Below are 16,366 nucleotides of genomic sequence, written 5' to 3'. Positions count from 1 at the left end.
CTATTATATCAAAATTTGAACAATTTTCAAGGGTTTAAATCAGATGAAACAAGACTAAATTTGAATTTTCCCTTGAAAACCAGTATAATGGTAGAATACTATATGACTAGAAAGGAAGCCCGATGAACCAATCCATGTCAAATCTCAAATTGGCAGAACGTGGAGCCATTATCAGCATTTCAACCTACCTCCTCTTGTCTGCAGCAAAATTGGCAACTGGTCACCTCCTGCATTCTTCCAGTTTGGTGGCAGATGGTTTCAACAACGTATCCGATATTATTGGAAATGTTGCTCTCTTGATTGGGATTCGGATGGCCCGCCAACCTGCAGACCGTGACCATAGCTTTGGTCACTGGAAGATGGAAGATTTGGCTAGCTTGATTACTTCCATCATCATGTTCTATGTTGGTTTTGATGTACTTCGGGACACCATTCAGAAAATCCTTAGTCGGGAACAAACACCCATTGATCCTCTGGGTGCAACTCTAGGAATCATTTCTGCAGCGATTATGTTTGTGGTCTATCTCTACAATACACGCCTCAGTAAGAAATCCAAATCCAAGGCTCTCAAAGCAGCTGCTAAGGACAATCTTTCCGATGCTGTCACCTCGCTTGGGACTTCCATTGCTATCTTAGCCAGCAGTTTCAATTACCCTATCGTGGATAAATTGGTCGCTATCATCATCACCTTCTTTATCTTAAAAACAGCCTATGATATCTTTATCGAGTCTTCCTTCAGTCTTTCAGATGGTTTTGATGACCGTCTGCTAGAGGACTACCAAAAGGCCATCATGGAGATTCCAAAGATTAGTAAGGTCAAGTCCCAAAGAGGGCGGACCTACGGTAGCAATATCTACCTTGATATCACCCTGGAAATGAATCCTGACCTATCAGTCTATGAAAGTCATGAGATTGCGGACCAGGTCGAGTCCATGCTGGAAGAGCGTTTTGGAGTCTTTGATACCGATGTCCATATCGAGCCAGCTCCCATACCTGAGGACGAGATTTTAGACAATGTCTATAAAAAACTGCTCATGCGTGAGCAATTGATTGACCAAGGAAATCAGCTAGAAGAACTCCTTGCTGAGGACTTTCTCTATATCCGTCAAGATGGAGAGCAGATGGATAAAGAGGCTTATAAGTCTGAAAAAGAACTTAGTGCTGCGATTAAGGACATTCAGATTACCTCCATTAGTCAGAAAACCAAACTCATTTGCTATGAGCTAGATGGTATCGTCCATACCAGTATCTGGCGTCGCCATGAAACTTGGCAAAATATCTTTCATCAGGAAACAAAAAAAGAAGACAAACAATGACCCTATCCAGTGGATAGGGCATTTTTGATTATTCTACTTTAAGCAAAGACAGACTATGACGGTTTGGAAGATTTGCTTTTCGAAGCTTGTTTTACCTCTTTTCTTGCTTGACGATTTTGTTCGATACGCCATTCTCTTTCATAGTACTTCATGGCCTCATAGACCCTTTCAGGAAGTCCTACATCTAGTAGAAAGATAGGGATGATCAAATCTGCTGACGAATGAAAAGAGAGAATCCTTCTCTTCAACAGAGCTAGGAAGGATTGGGATTTCACATTTTCCTTGTTTTTAAAATAGACTTCAATCCGATAGGAATCCCTGTACTTCCCTCGAATCCGAGAGAAGGAAAATTCCTCTACATCAGCCCAAGCGTAGAAATGACTGGGTTTCTTTGGATTCGGTTTGTAGTAAAATCCCTCGACAGTACATTTCAAATATTCCTTATCGGAACTTAACAGTCTGTATGTCTGATAAACGACTACTCCAGCACAAAAGAGGACAAGCAGTATTAATAACAGACTTATCGTATGAAGTCTGGTTCCCTTTTGCGAGTACAAATGGAGATAAGAGAGAGGCAGCAAGAAGAAAAGCACTGAAGCCAAGCCAAACAAGGTATTCCAAATGATTTTCTTGGGACTACGTTTAATGACTTTTTCTTCCATCATGCCAACTCACTTAGGTATTCATAGCGTTCGTATTTTTCAAGGAGTTCTTCGTTTTTCTCGTCTAGCTCTTTCTGAAGCATCGCCAATTTGCCAAAGTCAGAGCCATTTGCCTGCATTTCTTCTTCAATAGCAGCAATACGATTTTCCAAGGCTTCAATATCGCCTTCAATGCTTGCCCACTCCTGCTTTTCTTGGTAGGTCATGCGTTTCTTGTCTTCACGGACCTTGACCACTTTCTCCTTTTCGGCCTTTTGCACTTGATTGGCCATCTCTGTTTCAAAGACTTTTTCATCAAGATAGTCGGTGTAATGGCCAAAGAAAGGACGAATCTTGCCATTCTCAAAGGCGAGAATCTTGGTCGCTACCTTATCAAGGAAATAGCGATCGTGGCTAACTGTCAAGACAGGACCTGCAAAGCCCTGCAAGAAATTTTCCAAAACTGTCAAGGTCGCAATATCTAGGTCATTTGTCGGCTCGTCCAAAAGAAGAACATTTGGTTTTTCCAAGAGCAATTTGAGGAGATAAAGGCGTTTTTTCTCGCCACCAGACAATTTCTCAATCAAGGTTCCATGGGTTGAACGTGGGAAAAGGAACTGCTCCAGCAACTCAGCGATGGAAGTCGTAGAACCACCACTGGTCTTGACCTCCTCTGCCACTTCCTGCAGATAATTGATAACTCGCTTGCTCTCATCCAATCCTTCAATTTGCTGAGAGAAATAGGCGATGCGAACCGTCTCACCGATGATCACTTGGCCTTTAGTAGGCTCAAGACTTCCTGCGATGAGATTAAGCAGAGTTGACTTCCCGACACCGTTGTCCCCAACGATTCCGATACGGTCTTTGGCTTGCACCAAGAGATTAAAATCATGCAAAATGGGCTTGTTTTCATAGGCGAAGGAAACATTCTGAAACTCGATGACTTTTTTCCCAATCCGACTGGTTTCAAAGTTCATAGTCAAGTCTGTATCAGCAACGCCACCTGAAACTTCTTTTTTCAAATCGTGGAAACGATTGATACGGGCCTGTTGCTTGGTCGCACGGGCCTGCGGTTGTCTACGCATCCAGGCTAATTCTTGCTTATAGAGTTGTTCCTTTTTGTGGAGAAGTGCTGCATCACGCTCATCTTGTTCAGCCTTGAGGCGAACATAGTCCTGATAATTTCCCTGATACTCGGTCAAGCCTGCTCGGTCCAACTCGAAAATCCGCGTTGATAGTGCATCTAGGAAATAACGATCGTGGGTGATAAAGAGAACGGTCTTCTTGGAATTTTTCAAAAAAAGAGTCAGCCACTCAATGGTCGCAATATCCAGGTGGTTGGTTGGCTCGTCCAGAAGCAAGAGGTCGTGGTTTCCTAGGAGAACTTGCGCCAACTGAACCCGTCTTCTCAGACCGCCTGACAATTCACCAACCGGAGTCGACAAGGCCTGAATACCTAGCTTGCTGAGGACCGTCTTGACCTGGCTTTCAATTTCCCAAGCTTGGAGAGAATCCATCTCTGCCATGACCCGTTCCAAACGAGCCTGCTTGTCCTCACTGTAGTTGAGCATGATTAACTCATACTCACGAATGAGCTGGATTTCCTTGAGGTCGCTAGAGAGAACCGTATCCAAAACTGTCTTGCTATCATCAAAATCAGGATCCTGGGTCAAGTAGCCAATCTTATAGTCATTCTTTGCCGAAAAGGGACTGACATCCCCGTCAAAGCCTGAAAGTCCAGAAAGGACGTCCAAAAGGGTGGTCTTACCCGTTCCATTAACACCAATCAGACCAATTCTATCCAAGTCATGGATGATAAAAGAAATATCCTTAAAAACGGTCTTGTCTCCGACGGATTTACTTAGTTTTTCAACAATAAAATCACTCATTTTTTCTCCCTCAGGTAAGCATGGATAGCTTGACGATCATTTTCCAACTCTCCATCGACAATGGCAAACTCAATCTCTGTTAAAATCTCTCCCAAGTCTGGTCCTGGCTGGTAACCATATTCCTTAATCAAAATGCCACCGTTAATCTGAATTTCTTTCTTATCATGAATGGTCAAACTCTGGTAAGTTTCTTTGATGGCTTGCGGGTTGACTTCTTTCCCTTGAGCCTGACGAAGACTTTCGGCTTGTAGAAGGGAATCCAAATCAAAGCGGTAACAATCGCGCTTGCTCAGCTCTCCTTCTTCTCGCAAAGTCAAAATAGTCAGCAAATCCTGTACTTGCTTGGCAAACTGGCGTGAGGTCTTCCAAGCTTTCAAAAATGGCTGTGCATCTTTAATCTCCAAAGCCCACAATAGAGCCGCCCAAGCTTGTTCGGAAGATTCAAAAGTGAAATCCGCCTCTAAATCAAACAGTCTGTTGAGCTTGTCTTGGCTTCCTGCCATATCTGGAAGATAGTCATAAGCTTGACTTTCAATCATGGAAGACAGACCAACTCGCCAAAAAGGTGCCAGCAATAGTTTATCAAACTCAACGAAGGTGCGCTCCACAGAAATTTTCTCCAAGAGTGGCGTCAAAGTCTTCATCGCCTCAAAAGTTTCTGACTCAAGTTTAAAACCAAGACTGGCCTGAAAACGGAAACCACGCATAATCCGCAGAGCATCCTCGTTAAAACGTTCACTAGCCACTCCAACTGCTCGCAAGACTTGGCTTTTCAAATCTTCTAAACCCTGAAACAAGTCAATAATTTCGCCTGTCTCATCCAAGGCAAAGGCGTTGACTGTAAAATCACGGCGCTTGAGGTCTTCTTCTAGCGAACGCACAAAGGAAACCGCACTGGGTCTGCGATAGTCCACATAGACATCTTCGGTCCGAAAGGTCGTCACTTCATATTCCTCATCGCCATCTAAAACTAAGACGGTTCCGTGCTCGATTCCGATATCGGCTGTTCGCGGAAAAATCTGCTTAGTCTCCTCTGGATAAGAAGAAGTCGCAATATCCACATCGTGGATGGGACGATTGAGAAGGGCATCTCTGACGGAGCCACCAACAAAATAGGCTTCAAAGCCTGCTTCTTTAATTTTTTCTAATACTGGTAAAGCCTTCTGAAATTCAGAAGGCATTTGCGTTAATCTCATAATAAGTGTTCTAATCCATAGACAAGCTCATGACGCTTGACAACTTCTTTGATTCCCAAATTGACCCCTGTCATGAAGGAGCTGCGATCATAGGAGTCATGACGAAGGGTCAATCCTTCTCCCTGATTGCCAAAAATGACTTCCTGATGAGCTACCAAACCTGGTAGACGGACTGAGTGGATGCGCATGCCATCAAAGTCAGCACCACGGGCACCTGCAATCAATTCTTCCTCGTCAGGCGCACCTTGTTGGATAGACTCACGCACTTCCGCCATCAACTCAGCCGTTTTAATGGCTGTTCCGCTCGGAGCATCTTTTTTCTTGTCATGATGGAGCTCGATAATCTCCACATTTGGGAAATATTTGGCAGCCTGCGCCGCAAATTGCATAAGCAAGACAGCGCCCAAGGCAAAGTTAGGGGCAATCAAGCCACCCAAATCTTGTTCACGAGAAAATGCTTTTAGTTCTGTAATTTCTTCACTAGTGAATCCTGTTGTTCCAACTACTGGAGCAAAGCCATTTTCAAGGGCAAAGCGTGTATTTTCGTAGGCAACGGCTGGTGTAGTAAAATCCACCCAGACATCCGCTTCAACACCAGCCAAGTCAGCCTTATCGTTGAATACAGGAACCCCCTGCCACTCTGACTCAGACTCAAAAGGATCCAAAACTGCGACCAAGTCCAAGTCTGGATCAGCCAAGACCATCTGACAAGCAGCTTGGCCCATCTTTCCCTTAAAACCGGCAATAATTACTCGAATACTCATCTCTACTCCTGTCTAAGATACAAAGCCTGCCCAGAACAATCTAGACAACTGGCGTATAGCTCAAGGCAATACTGCCTTCTCCAAGGTGGGTCCCAATGACACTACCAAAGCTAACAATTGGAATCTCAGAATTCACACCACTCTCAATCAAAAGCTGACGTAAATCCGCTGCCTTTTGAGGAGCGTTCCCATGAATGACTGTAATACGGTAGTCCTCATCTTTTGTCAACTCTTTGATGATTTCCACCAAACGTTTGGTTGCCTTCTTTTCCGTACGAACTTTTTCGTAAACTTCAATTACACCTTGGTCATTGAAGTAAAGAATGGGCTTGATACTGAGAAGATTTCCTAGGATGGCCGCACCATTTGACAGACGTCCTCCCTTAACCAAGTGATCAAGGTCATCTACTATGATAAAGGCGGAGTTATCAGCGATTTGAATAGCCAATTTCTCCTGAATCTGAGCAAAATCATCGCCCTGTTCTGCCCATTCAAAGGCACTCTCTACCATAAATCCTAGAGGGGAGCTTGTGATATGAGTATCTGGAAAGGCAATGGTCAAACCTTCATACTCGTCTAACATATATTGGATATTCTGATAAAAACCTGAAATCCCTGACGAAAGAAAGAGTCCCAAGACATGGGTATAGCCATCTTCTTTCAAGGAACTTAGAATCTCATCCAATTTAGCAATACTTGGTTGACTGGTCTTAGGCAATTCAGCAGACTGAGCCATTTTTTGATAAAATTCCTCAGCAGTCAGATTGACACTTTCGACATACTCTTCCCCATCAATATTGACAGGAATATCCAAGATAAATAGATTCTCTCTTTGCAGCGTCTTCTCCTCTAAATAGGCGGAAGAATCTGTAATGACAGCTAATTTCATGACTAAAACTCCAAATTGATCCCTGGAAGATCCAAGGCGATTTCTGTTACTTCATACGTCAAACGATTGAGCATGTTCAAACATGGACGTGCCAAGGTTTCGACTTCTTCTTGGTTAAATTCGCTTGGTTCGTTGACAATACGACCTTCCACATGGTTCACTTGGGAAATCGTCCCGCTGATGACAAATTTGTCAAAGACAATCATGAAACTCAAGATAACAACTAGCGAAGTTACTTGGTTTTCTTGGTCGTGTTGGAGTAACTGAAAGTTCACGTCTACCTTGGTTTCAGGAGCGCCATTTTCATTTTCCCATTCAAAGTTACGAGCATCATAGTGATACTGGCTAACAAATTCTTGTTCTCTTTTAAGATTCATTTTTCTCTCCCATTGCTACAATTTACTATGCAATTGTACCACATTTTTATCATTTCATCTAGTTTTTCTAGGCTTTAGTCAATTCCGATTTCATCTTTAACCACAGCAGCAATCGTATCTACATAGTAGTTGACTTCTTCTGTTGTTGGTGCTTCTGCCATGACACGCAAGAGGGGTTCTGTTCCACTTGGGCGGACAAGGATACGGCCGTTGCCTGCCATCTCTTCTTCCATCTTTTCGATGATGGCTTTGATAGCTGGTACTTCCATGGCTTTTTCTTTCATGGCATTTTCCACTCGGATATTGACCAATTTTTGTGGGTAAATCGTCACTTCTGATGCCAGTTGAGACAAGCTCTTACCTGTTTCTTTCATGATTTTGGTCAATTGGACAGCTGATAATTGACCATCACCAGTTGTATTGTAGTCCATCAAGATAACGTGACCAGACTGTTCACCACCAAGATTGTAGCCTGATTTTCTCATTTCTTCAACGACATAGCGGTCACCAACAGCAGTCACTGCCTTGTTAATGCCAGCACTCTCCAAGGCCTTATGGAAACCAAGGTTAGACATAACTGTTGTCACAATGGTGTTTTGAGCCAACTGGCCTTTTTCAGAAAGATATTTCCCAATGATGTACATGATCTTATCACCATCAACGATGTCGCCATTTTCATCAACAGCAATCAAACGGTCACTGTCTCCGTCAAAGGCCAAACCAATAGCTGACTGGCTTTCTTTGACTAGTTCTTGGAGAGCTTCTGGGTGTGTTGAACCAACATTCAAGTTGATATTAAGACCATCTGGTGTCTCACCGATAACTGTCAACTGAGCACCTAAATCAGCAAAAATCTGACGAGCACTCGTAGCTGCTGCACCGTTGGCTGTATCCAAGGCCACTTTCATTCCTTCAAGAGGAGTTCCAGTTGAAACAAGGTAGCCTTCATACTTACGTAAGCCTTCTGGATAGTCCACTAAGGTTCCCAAGCCCTCAGCACTCGGACGAGGAAGAGTGTCTTCTGTAGCATCAAGCAAGGCTTCGATTTCTGCTTCTTTTTCATCATCAAGTTTGAAACCATCCCCACCAAAGAATTTAATTCCATTATCAAGGGCTGGGTTGTGACTCGCTGAAATCATGACACCCGCACTAGCTCCCTCAGTTTTAACCAAATAAGCTACTGCTGGTGTTGCAAGGACACCCAGTTTGTAGACGTGAATCCCTACTGATAGAAGACCTGCCACCAAGGCAGATTCTAGCATTTCTCCGGAGATACGTGTATCACGTCCTACAAAGACTTTAGGAGCTTCCGTTTCATGTTGGCTAAGAACATAACCACCAAAACGTCCCAATTTAAAGGCCAATTCTGGCGTCAATTCTACGTTTGCTTCTCCACGGACTCCATCGGTCCCAAAATATTTACCCATTTTATTTATCATCCTTTTCTACTATTTTATTTAGTCCTGTTTAGACGAGTCTGGTTTCGTTTCTGAACTCGTTGAAGACGAACTGCTGGTTGAAGAGCCCGTTGACGAGGTCGCTGACGAAGAACTCGAGCTAGACGATACTGTCTTGGTTGTAATTTTCATTGTAGTGTCAAATGGCATAATGACGCTTGGTAAGACATTTCCATTTTTATCGACTGCTTGTAGAGGAACAGAAGCCGAATAGTTACCTGTTATCCGTTCACTCGTTGGCAAGATGGCAATGACACGATCTACTCTAGAGAGAGTTTCCTCGTCACTAATAACCGTTACTTTCTCATCTGACACAGTGACTGTATCAATTTTCACACGAGAATCAATCTGACTAGGGTCAATCTCTGACACAACGATTACATTATCTCGTTTTGCTTTTTTACCGACCTTCACTGTTATCTTTTGCGGTGTTGCAACAGCCGTCAAACCACTCGGTAAATTTTCAATGGTTAGAGGAACTTCGATGGTTCCTACACTAGCATTGGTTAAGTCAGCTTTGACCTTGAATTTCCGAGTGCTTTCCTGCATCTCGCTCGCTAATGCAACTCTATTTGATCCAGTTAGGAAGACAGTAACTTCAGATGTAAAACCACTGATAAAATACTGATCACTGTCATACTGAATATCGATTGGGACATTAAGGACCGTGTTGGTATAAGTTTCTGTCCGCACTTGTCTGGCACTGTTGCTATTCTGGTAGTTTGTAGAAGTCGCGTAGATAAAGAGGATGCAGGCGAAAAAGAAGGAAGAAATAATATAAAGACTATTTTTTCTCATGTTTCAATCCTCCTAGCAAACGCTCTTTCAGACCTTGTTTTTTCTCTGATGCTGGAAGCAAGATTCTTCTTAACTCCGATTCAAACTCTTCCAAGGTCAAATCATGCTTAAAGACTCCATTATAGGTGATTGAGATTCCACCTGTTTCCTCAGAAACCACAAAGGTAAGAGCATCCGATACTTCTGACAAACCAATCGCCGCCCTATGACGTGTTCCAAACTCCTTGGAAATTCCAGTATTTTCAGTCAGGGGTAGGTAGGCTGAAGTTACGGCAATCCTGTCTTCTCTGACAATGACCGCACCATCGTGCAAGGGTGTATTGGGGATAAAGATATTAATCAATAACTCAGAGGAAATTTTAGCATCTAGAGGAATCCCAGTTGAGATGTATTCCTGCAAGGTTCTCACACGCTGCACCGCTACTAGAGCACCAATCTTACGCGGACTCATGTACTCGACTGATTTGACAAAGGCACGAACCATTTGCTCTTCTGCACTAATAGGGGCATTGTAGAAGAAATCCGTAGCCCGGCCCAATCGTTCCAAACCAGTCCGAATCTCTGGTGAAAAAATAACCACCGCTGCGATAACCCCGTAAGTGATGATCTGATTGATCAGCCAGGAAATGGTCGTTAAACCAATCATATTGGACAGAATCTGACCTAAAATAAAGACCAGAACACCCCGCACCAATATCATGATTTTGGTCCCTGCAATCGCTTTGGTAAAATGATATAAAATATAAGTCACAATGAGAATATCAATCAGATTGGTGACTATTGTCCAAGGACTTGAAAACAAACTCGTCCAGTATTGCAAATTGGATAATTGTTGAAAATTCATCCCTGGCCTCCTCCCTGTCAAAACACTTTCCGTACTATTATACCATTTTCTGCTCATTTTTTCCCCATCCTACTTCATTTTAAATTAAGCAAAATTATGATAAAATAAACTGACTAGAAAAAACGAAGGAGAAATCATGTCTCAACTCTATGATATTACCATTGTAGGTGGCGGTCCTGTCGGGCTCTTTGCTGCCTTTTACGCCCACCTACGCCAAGCCAAAGTCCAAATCATCGACTCCCTTCCCCAGCTCGGTGGTCAACCAGCCATCCTCTACCCTGAAAAGCAAATCCTTGATGTGCCAGGTTTTCCAAACTTAACTGGAGAAGAGTTAACCAAGCGTTTGCTTGAGCAGCTAGATGGCTTTGACACACCTGTTCACCTCAACGAAACCGTTCTTGAGATTGAGAAACAAGATCAAGGATTTAGCATTACAACCAACAAGGGAAGACACCTGACCAAAACAGTCATCATTGCCATGGGTGGCGGTGCCTTTAAACCACGGCCACTCGAATTAGACGGTGTTGAGGACTATGAAAACATCCACTACCACGTTTCCAACATCCAACAATACGCTGGCAAGAAAGTAACCATCCTTGGTGGCGGGGACTCCGCAGTGGACTGGGCTCTGGCTTTTGAAAAGATTGCCCCAACTACCCTCGTTCACCGCAGAGATAATTTCCGCGCCTTGGAACATAGTGTGCAAGCCTTGCAAGAATCATCTGTGACCATCAAGACACCGTTCGTCCCTAGCCAACTCCTTGGAGATGGTAAAACACTCGACAAACTAGAAATCACCAAAGTCAAATCAGATGAAACCGAAACTATCGAAGCAGACCATCTCTTTGTCAACTATGGTTTCAAATCATCTGTCGGTAATCTTAAAAATTGGGGTCTGGACCTCAACCGTCATAAGATTATCGTCAATAGCAAGCAAGAATCCAGCCAAGCAGGTATCTATGCTATCGGCGACTGCTGCTACTATGAAGGTAAGATTGATTTGATTGCGACAGGACTGGGGGAAGCTCCAACAGCTGTTAACAATGCCATTAACTACATTGACCCAGAACAAAAAGTTCAACCTAAACACTCGACCAGTTTATAGGAAAAGAACCACGAATCAACTGATTCGTGGTTTTATAGTTCATCTGCTATTTTATTGATCTTTCTAAGTCTGTGGTTGACGCCACTTTTGGTCAGGGGATTGCTCAGGCTATCTGCCAACTGCTGGATAGAGTAGTCTGGGTGCTGAATCCGCAACTGCGCTACCTCTTGCAAATCCACGGGTAAATTTTCCAAACCCATTCTATCTTTGATTTTACTGATATTATTGATGGTCTTCATACTAGCAGAAACCGTTCGAGCGATATTAGCTGTCTCGGCATTATTAGCCCGATTGAGATCATTACGGGTTTCACGCAAAATCTTGACGCGCTCAAAATTATCACGCGCTTGCATGGCCCCAATCACGATCAAGAAATCCATGATGTCCTCTGCACGTTGAAGATAGGTAACTGCACCTTTCTTGCGCTCAATAACCTTGGCGTCCAGCAAAAACTGCTGAAGGAGAGAGGCTAGTCCTTGGGCGTGGTCCAAATAAACGGAACTGATCTCCAACTGGTACTTGCCAGACTCAGGATCTCGGATGCTACCATTTGCCAGAAAGGCCCCACATAAGTAAGCACGACCAGCCTCCTCATCTGCTAAAATATCGGGATCAATACCCGTCTCCAAACCAAAGAAGGAATCCGCAAGCCGCAAATCAGCTAAAAGCTCCTGCACCCTCTCATCAGTATAGACCGTGTAGACACGATTCTTGCGAAGATTGCTTCTCTGATGGTGACGAATTTCTGACTTGATCTCATAAAAATGGAGAAAGGATTCATAAAGGTGCCGAGCCAACTTGGCATTTTCGGTCACGACGGACAAGGTCAAGCCTGAAGTCGAGAGACCGATGCTACCAGACATCTTGATAATGGCCGATAGTTCATAACGACTGAGATGGTGTTGACCAAGAATTTCCTCTTTTACTGCAACTGTGAAACTCATTTTCTCACCTGTATAATGCGCATCAATTCATCTACAATCAAATCGCCATCATGGAAGGCTCCTCCATTTTCCAAACGAAGGAAGTTGGATGAAATCACACGAGGGACCTGCTTGCAAAGACCAGCAAAGTCATGCTCTACCTGAACCAAATATTCATCAAAACGGTTGGTATCCATGTATTCTCTAGGAACCTTCTCGATATTAACCAAGACCGTATCAATAAAAGGCCGACCTAAGTGTCGATGGAGGACTTCCACGTGGTCACTGTCTGAAAAGTGCTCTGTTTCCCCACGCTGGGTCATGATATTGCAGACATAGGCGATCTCTGCCTTAGTCTCCAAGAGTGCCTGTCCAATCTCCTCGATGACAATATTCGGCAAAATCGATGTAAAGAGGGAACCAGGCCCCAAGACAATCATGTCACTCTCGAGAATGGTATTGACTACTCGACGGCTGGCTTGGGGTGTCTCATCATCCAAGGTATTGGTCACATAGACATGGTCGATCATGCCTGGATGATCTGCAATGTGGCTCTCACCTGCCACCTCAGAACCGTCTCTAAAGACTGCATGCAGTGTCAAAGGCTGATCGCTTGAGGGGTAGATTTTTCCTGTTGTGTGAAAGAACTTACTGAGTAATTGCATAGCATTGTAGGTAGATCCTTGCATTTCAGAGAGCCCTGCTATGATGATATTCCCCAAGGGATGACCCGCAAAAGCTCCAGCCTCTTCTGAGAAACGGTACTGAAAAACCTTCTCATAAAACTTAGGCATATCCGACATGGCTACCAGGACATTGCGAAGATCGCCTGGTGGTGTCAGCTGTTGGATATTCTTTCTTAGTTCACCAGAAGAGCCACCATCATCAGCTACCGTTACGATAGCTGCGATATCAACATCCTTTTCTCGCAAGCTTTTCAAAATGACGGGGATACCTGTTCCTCCACCAATTACCGTTATCTTTGGTTTTCTCATGAACGGTTTACCGTTTCCTTTCTTCTGTCTTTGTCACGATGGCTTTCATTGACAGGCCAGTTTTTAGCAAGGTCCTCAGCTATGCGTTTGGCAAAGGCAACACTACGGTGTTGTCCACCTGTACATCCTACTGCAATGGTTAAAACAGACTTGCCTTCTTTTTTGTAACTTGGCAAAATGGGCTCAATCAAGGCGAGTAAGTGCTGATAAAAACTTTCAGACTCTTCATGATTCATCACATAGTCATAAACTGCTTGATCCTCACCTGTCTGATTACGGAGTTCAGGGAGGTAGTATGGATTTGGCAAGAAACGGACATCAAAGACCAAATCTGCATCGATTGGAATTCCATATTTAAAGCCAAAAGACATGACCTCGATACGGAAAGACTGGGCCTGTTCTTGGTCTGAAAATTGCTCAGCAATGGTTTTACGAAGTTCACGCGGAGTAAGTTCTGTCGTATCCACCACATTTTGGCTCATGTTTTTCAAAGGTGCCAAGAGCTCGCGCTCCAGCTTGATGCCGTCCAAAATCCGACCATCCGCTGCTAGAGGGTGACTCCGTCTGGTTTCCTTGTAACGGGCCACCAATTCCTTATCTTTTGCATCCAAAAAGAGAATTTTGAAATCCAAATCATCTTGGTTTTCCAATTCATCCAAAACGGCCTGAATCTCTGAAAAGAAGGAACGGCTACGCATGTCCACAACCAAGGCCAGTTTGTGGTCATCATCCTTGGTCTCTACCAACTGCAAAAACTTTGGCAAGAGGGCTGGTGGCATATTGTCAATAGTGAAATATCCCAAATCCTCGAAGGACTGAATGGCTACTGTTTTCCCTGCGCCACTCATCCCTGTCACAATTACCAGGTGAAGTTGTTTCTTTGTCATCTATCTCTCCTTATATCAAAAAAAGTTTGGCAGAGCCAAACTTCAACTAGCTTATCCAATCTCTGCGATCACTTCAATTTCGACTTTTACATCACGAGGAAGACGTGCAACCTCTACAGCTGAACGAGCTGGAAATTCCTCGTTAAAGGCAGTCTGGTAAACCTCGTTAAAAGGAACAAAGTCATTCATATCACTCAAGAAGCAAGTTGTTTTGACAACATGGTCAAAGTCTGTTCCTGCTTCAGCCAAAATAGCACCGATATTTTTCAAAACTTGTTCTGTCTGTTCTTGGATAGTCTCTCCTACAATTTCTCCAGTTTCAGGAGATAGGGGAACTTGACCGCTAGCAAACAAAAGATTACCAACGATTTTTCCTTGAACATAAGGTCCGATTGCTTTTGGAGCTTTGTCTGTATGAATTGTTTTTGCCATTTCTTTCCCTCACAATTTTTCTAATATTGCATCCCAAGCCTGATCCATCCCTGCCTTGCTGACAGATGAAAATAGGATGAAGTCGTCACTTGGGTCAAAGTTTAATTTCTTTTTGATTGCTGATTCATGCTTGTTCCACTTACCACGAGGAATCTTATCTGCCTTAGTCGCAACGATGATAACCGGAATCTCATAATACTTGAGAAATTCGTACATCTGCACATCATCTGCTGACGGGTCGTGGCGGAGATCCACCAAACTAACAACCGCACGGAGATTTTCCCGAGTCGTTAGGTACTCCTCAATCATGCGCCCCCACTTTTCACGTTCCTTTTTAGAAACGCGGGCATAGCCATAACCTGGTACATCCACAAAACGCATCTTGTCATCAATGTTGAAGAAGTTGAGTAACTGGGTCTTCCCAGGTTTTCCTGATGTACGAGCAAGATTTTTGCGGTTCAACATGGTGTTGATAAAGCTAGACTTGCCAACATTTGAACGCCCTGCAAGGGCAATCTCTGGTAGTTCATCCTGCGGATAGTGGGACTTGTTTGCCGCACTGAGCAGGATTTCAGCATTGTGTGTATTGATTTCCATAGTCACCTCTAGGCTGTTTCTAGGATGGGTTTTTCTGTTCCATCGACAGCTTCTTTCGTGATGCGGACCAATTTCACATTTTCTTGACTTGGCACTTCAAACATAACGTCTAGCATGGTTTCTTCGATAATAGACCGAAGACCACGCGCACCAGTTTTGCGTTCGATAGCCTTATTGGCGATTTCTTGAAGGGCTTCATCTTCAAATTCCAACTCAACATCATCATAAGAAAGCAAGGTTTGGTATTGTTTCACCAAGGCATTTCTTGGCTCTTTCAAGATGCGAACCAAGTCATCGACCGTCAATTGCTCAAGAGCAGCAAAGACAGGCAAGCGTCCAATCAACTCAGGGATAATCCCAAATTTTTGAATATCTTCTGCGATGATTTCTTGCATGTAGGAGCTGTTTTCGTCAATCGCCTTGTTATTTTGGCCAAAACCGATGACTTTTTCTCCCAGACGTTGTTTAACGATTTCTTCGATGCCATCAAAAGCACCACCCACGATAAAGAGGATATTCTTGGTATCCACCTGAATCATCTCTTGTTGTGGATGTTTGCGTCCACCTTGAGGTGGCACGCTAGCAACGGTTCCCTCAATAATCTTGAGGAGGGCTTGTTGCACCCCTTCACCCGAAACGTCACGTGTGATAGACACGTTCTCGCTCTTCTTGGCAATCTTGTCAATTTCATCCACGTAGATAATCCCACGCTCTGCACGTTCAATGTTAAAGTCTGCAGCCTGCAAGAGTTTGAGGAGGATATTCTCCACGTCCTCACCCACATAACCAGCCTCAGTCAGAGCTGTCGCATCTGCAATAGCAAAAGGCACGTTCAAGCTCTTAGCCAAAGTCTGAGCCAAGAAAGTTTTCCCTGATCCAGTTGGACCAATCATCAAGATGTTTGACTTCTGCAAATCCACATCTTCTGACTCTTCACGCGTATCATGGAAATTGATGCGTTTATAGTGATTGTATACAGCCACTGCCAAGGCACGTTTAGCACGATCCTGACCAATCACATAGTGGTTTAAGATATTGAGGAGTTCGATTGGCTTTGGTACTTCAGACAAGTCTGCCAAAACTTCCTCGGCCAACTCCTCCCGAATGATTTCCTGGGCCAACTCCACACATTCATTACAGATAAAGGCGTTGTTCCCAGCGATTATTTTCTTTACTTCTTCTTGGCTCTTGCCACAAAATGAGCAATAAACCATCATATCATTTTTCCTATTTGTAGGCATGATTTCCTTCCATTC

At 43.7% G+C, this 16,366-nt stretch carries 17 protein-coding genes; 2 read left to right on the top strand and 15 right to left on the bottom strand.

The features are described 5' to 3' along the window. The first annotated feature begins 122 nt into the window (after positions 1-122). Entirely contained in the window at positions 123-1,316 is a 1,194-nt protein-coding gene (mntE, locus tag AB2B49_RS03500; RefSeq protein WP_320691923.1) for a CDF family manganese efflux transporter MntE, read from the top strand. A gap of 53 nt (positions 1,317-1,369) precedes the next feature. Here mntE and AB2B49_RS03495 read toward each other — a convergent pair whose 3' ends face one another. The 9 genes from AB2B49_RS03495 to cdaA form a co-directional block, all read right to left on the bottom strand. Next, on the bottom strand, positions 1,370-1,981 hold the full coding sequence (locus AB2B49_RS03495; RefSeq protein ID WP_320691922.1) for a hypothetical protein: 612 nt from the start codon (positions 1,979-1,981) through the stop codon (positions 1,370-1,372). Beyond that, positions 1,978-3,846: an ABC-F family ATP-binding cassette domain-containing protein gene (locus AB2B49_RS03490; RefSeq protein WP_320691921.1), complete on the bottom strand. Its 1,869-nt coding sequence runs from the start codon at positions 3,844-3,846 to the stop codon at positions 1,978-1,980. Before AB2B49_RS03490 ends, AB2B49_RS03495 begins: the two co-directional genes overlap by 4 nt. Then, on the bottom strand, positions 3,843-5,042 hold the full coding sequence (locus AB2B49_RS03485) for a CCA tRNA nucleotidyltransferase (protein ID WP_320691920.1): 1,200 nt from the start codon (positions 5,040-5,042) through the stop codon (positions 3,843-3,845). Before AB2B49_RS03485 ends, AB2B49_RS03490 begins: the two co-directional genes overlap by 4 nt. Continuing rightward, on the bottom strand, positions 5,039-5,806 hold the full coding sequence (gene dapB, locus AB2B49_RS03480; protein WP_320691919.1) for a 4-hydroxy-tetrahydrodipicolinate reductase: 768 nt from the start codon (positions 5,804-5,806) through the stop codon (positions 5,039-5,041). The genes AB2B49_RS03485 and dapB overlap by 4 nt, the downstream gene beginning before the upstream one ends. Before the next feature lie 40 nt (positions 5,807-5,846). Next, the gene (locus AB2B49_RS03475; RefSeq protein WP_049505296.1) at positions 5,847-6,695 is read right to left on the bottom strand and encodes a DegV family protein; all 849 of its coding nucleotides are present in this window, start codon (positions 6,693-6,695) and stop codon (positions 5,847-5,849) included. A 2-nt stretch (positions 6,696-6,697) separates the two neighbouring features. Beyond that, positions 6,698-7,072: a DUF1149 family protein gene (locus AB2B49_RS03470; RefSeq protein ID WP_049505295.1), complete on the bottom strand. Its 375-nt coding sequence runs from the start codon at positions 7,070-7,072 to the stop codon at positions 6,698-6,700. 74 nt (positions 7,073-7,146) lie between these two features. After that, positions 7,147-8,499 (bottom strand): phosphoglucosamine mutase, encoded by a 1,353-nt coding sequence (glmM, locus tag AB2B49_RS03465; protein ID WP_049505294.1) that lies wholly within the window; start codon positions 8,497-8,499, stop codon positions 7,147-7,149. 30 nt (positions 8,500-8,529) lie between these two features. Continuing rightward, complete coding sequence (locus AB2B49_RS03460; protein ID WP_049505293.1) at positions 8,530-9,327, bottom strand: CdaR family protein; 798 nt, start codon at positions 9,325-9,327, stop codon at positions 8,530-8,532. Further along, on the bottom strand, positions 9,314-10,171 hold the full coding sequence (gene cdaA, locus AB2B49_RS03455; RefSeq protein ID WP_049505292.1) for a diadenylate cyclase CdaA: 858 nt from the start codon (positions 10,169-10,171) through the stop codon (positions 9,314-9,316). The genes AB2B49_RS03460 and cdaA overlap by 14 nt, the downstream gene beginning before the upstream one ends. Positions 10,172-10,307: 136 nt before the next feature. Between cdaA and AB2B49_RS03450 the strand changes: the two genes are divergently transcribed. Further along, positions 10,308-11,276: an NAD(P)/FAD-dependent oxidoreductase gene (locus AB2B49_RS03450; protein WP_049505291.1), complete on the top strand. Its 969-nt coding sequence runs from the start codon at positions 10,308-10,310 to the stop codon at positions 11,274-11,276. Between the two features lie 32 nt (positions 11,277-11,308). Here the strand turns inward: AB2B49_RS03450 and whiA are convergent, their stop codons facing one another. From whiA to clpX, 6 genes are read right to left on the bottom strand one after another with little or no spacing between them, the layout of a single operon-like run. Continuing rightward, a complete protein-coding gene (gene whiA, locus AB2B49_RS03445) occupies positions 11,309-12,220 on the bottom strand; it encodes a DNA-binding protein WhiA (protein ID WP_049505290.1) in 912 nt (303 codons plus the stop codon). Then, positions 12,217-13,194 (bottom strand): YvcK family protein, encoded by a 978-nt coding sequence (locus tag AB2B49_RS03440; protein ID WP_049505289.1) that lies wholly within the window; start codon positions 13,192-13,194, stop codon positions 12,217-12,219. Before AB2B49_RS03440 ends, whiA begins: the two co-directional genes overlap by 4 nt. Next, positions 13,191-14,081, bottom strand: a complete 891-nt coding sequence (gene rapZ, locus AB2B49_RS03435) for an RNase adapter RapZ (RefSeq protein ID WP_000163046.1) — start codon at positions 14,079-14,081, stop codon at positions 13,191-13,193. The genes AB2B49_RS03440 and rapZ overlap by 4 nt, the downstream gene beginning before the upstream one ends. A 51-nt stretch (positions 14,082-14,132) precedes the next feature. Next, positions 14,133-14,513: a RidA family protein gene (locus AB2B49_RS03430; protein WP_001140423.1), complete on the bottom strand. Its 381-nt coding sequence runs from the start codon at positions 14,511-14,513 to the stop codon at positions 14,133-14,135. Positions 14,514-14,522: 9 nt separating this feature from the next. Continuing rightward, a complete protein-coding gene (yihA, locus tag AB2B49_RS03425; protein ID WP_000405203.1) occupies positions 14,523-15,110 on the bottom strand; it encodes a ribosome biogenesis GTP-binding protein YihA/YsxC in 588 nt (195 codons plus the stop codon). Positions 15,111-15,118: 8 nt separating this feature from the next. Continuing rightward, positions 15,119-16,351, bottom strand: coding sequence for an ATP-dependent Clp protease ATP-binding subunit ClpX (clpX, locus tag AB2B49_RS03420; protein ID WP_002879862.1), 1,233 nt, complete (start codon positions 16,349-16,351; stop codon positions 15,119-15,121). Between the last annotated feature and the right edge of the window lie 15 nt (positions 16,352-16,366).

Source organism: Streptococcus jiangnanensis (assembly GCF_040888325.1).
Lineage (GTDB): Bacteria > Bacillota > Bacilli > Lactobacillales > Streptococcaceae > Streptococcus > Streptococcus jiangnanensis.
The sequence above is the reverse complement of the archived record's forward strand: the minus strand, read 5'-3'. Positions and strand labels throughout refer to the sequence as shown.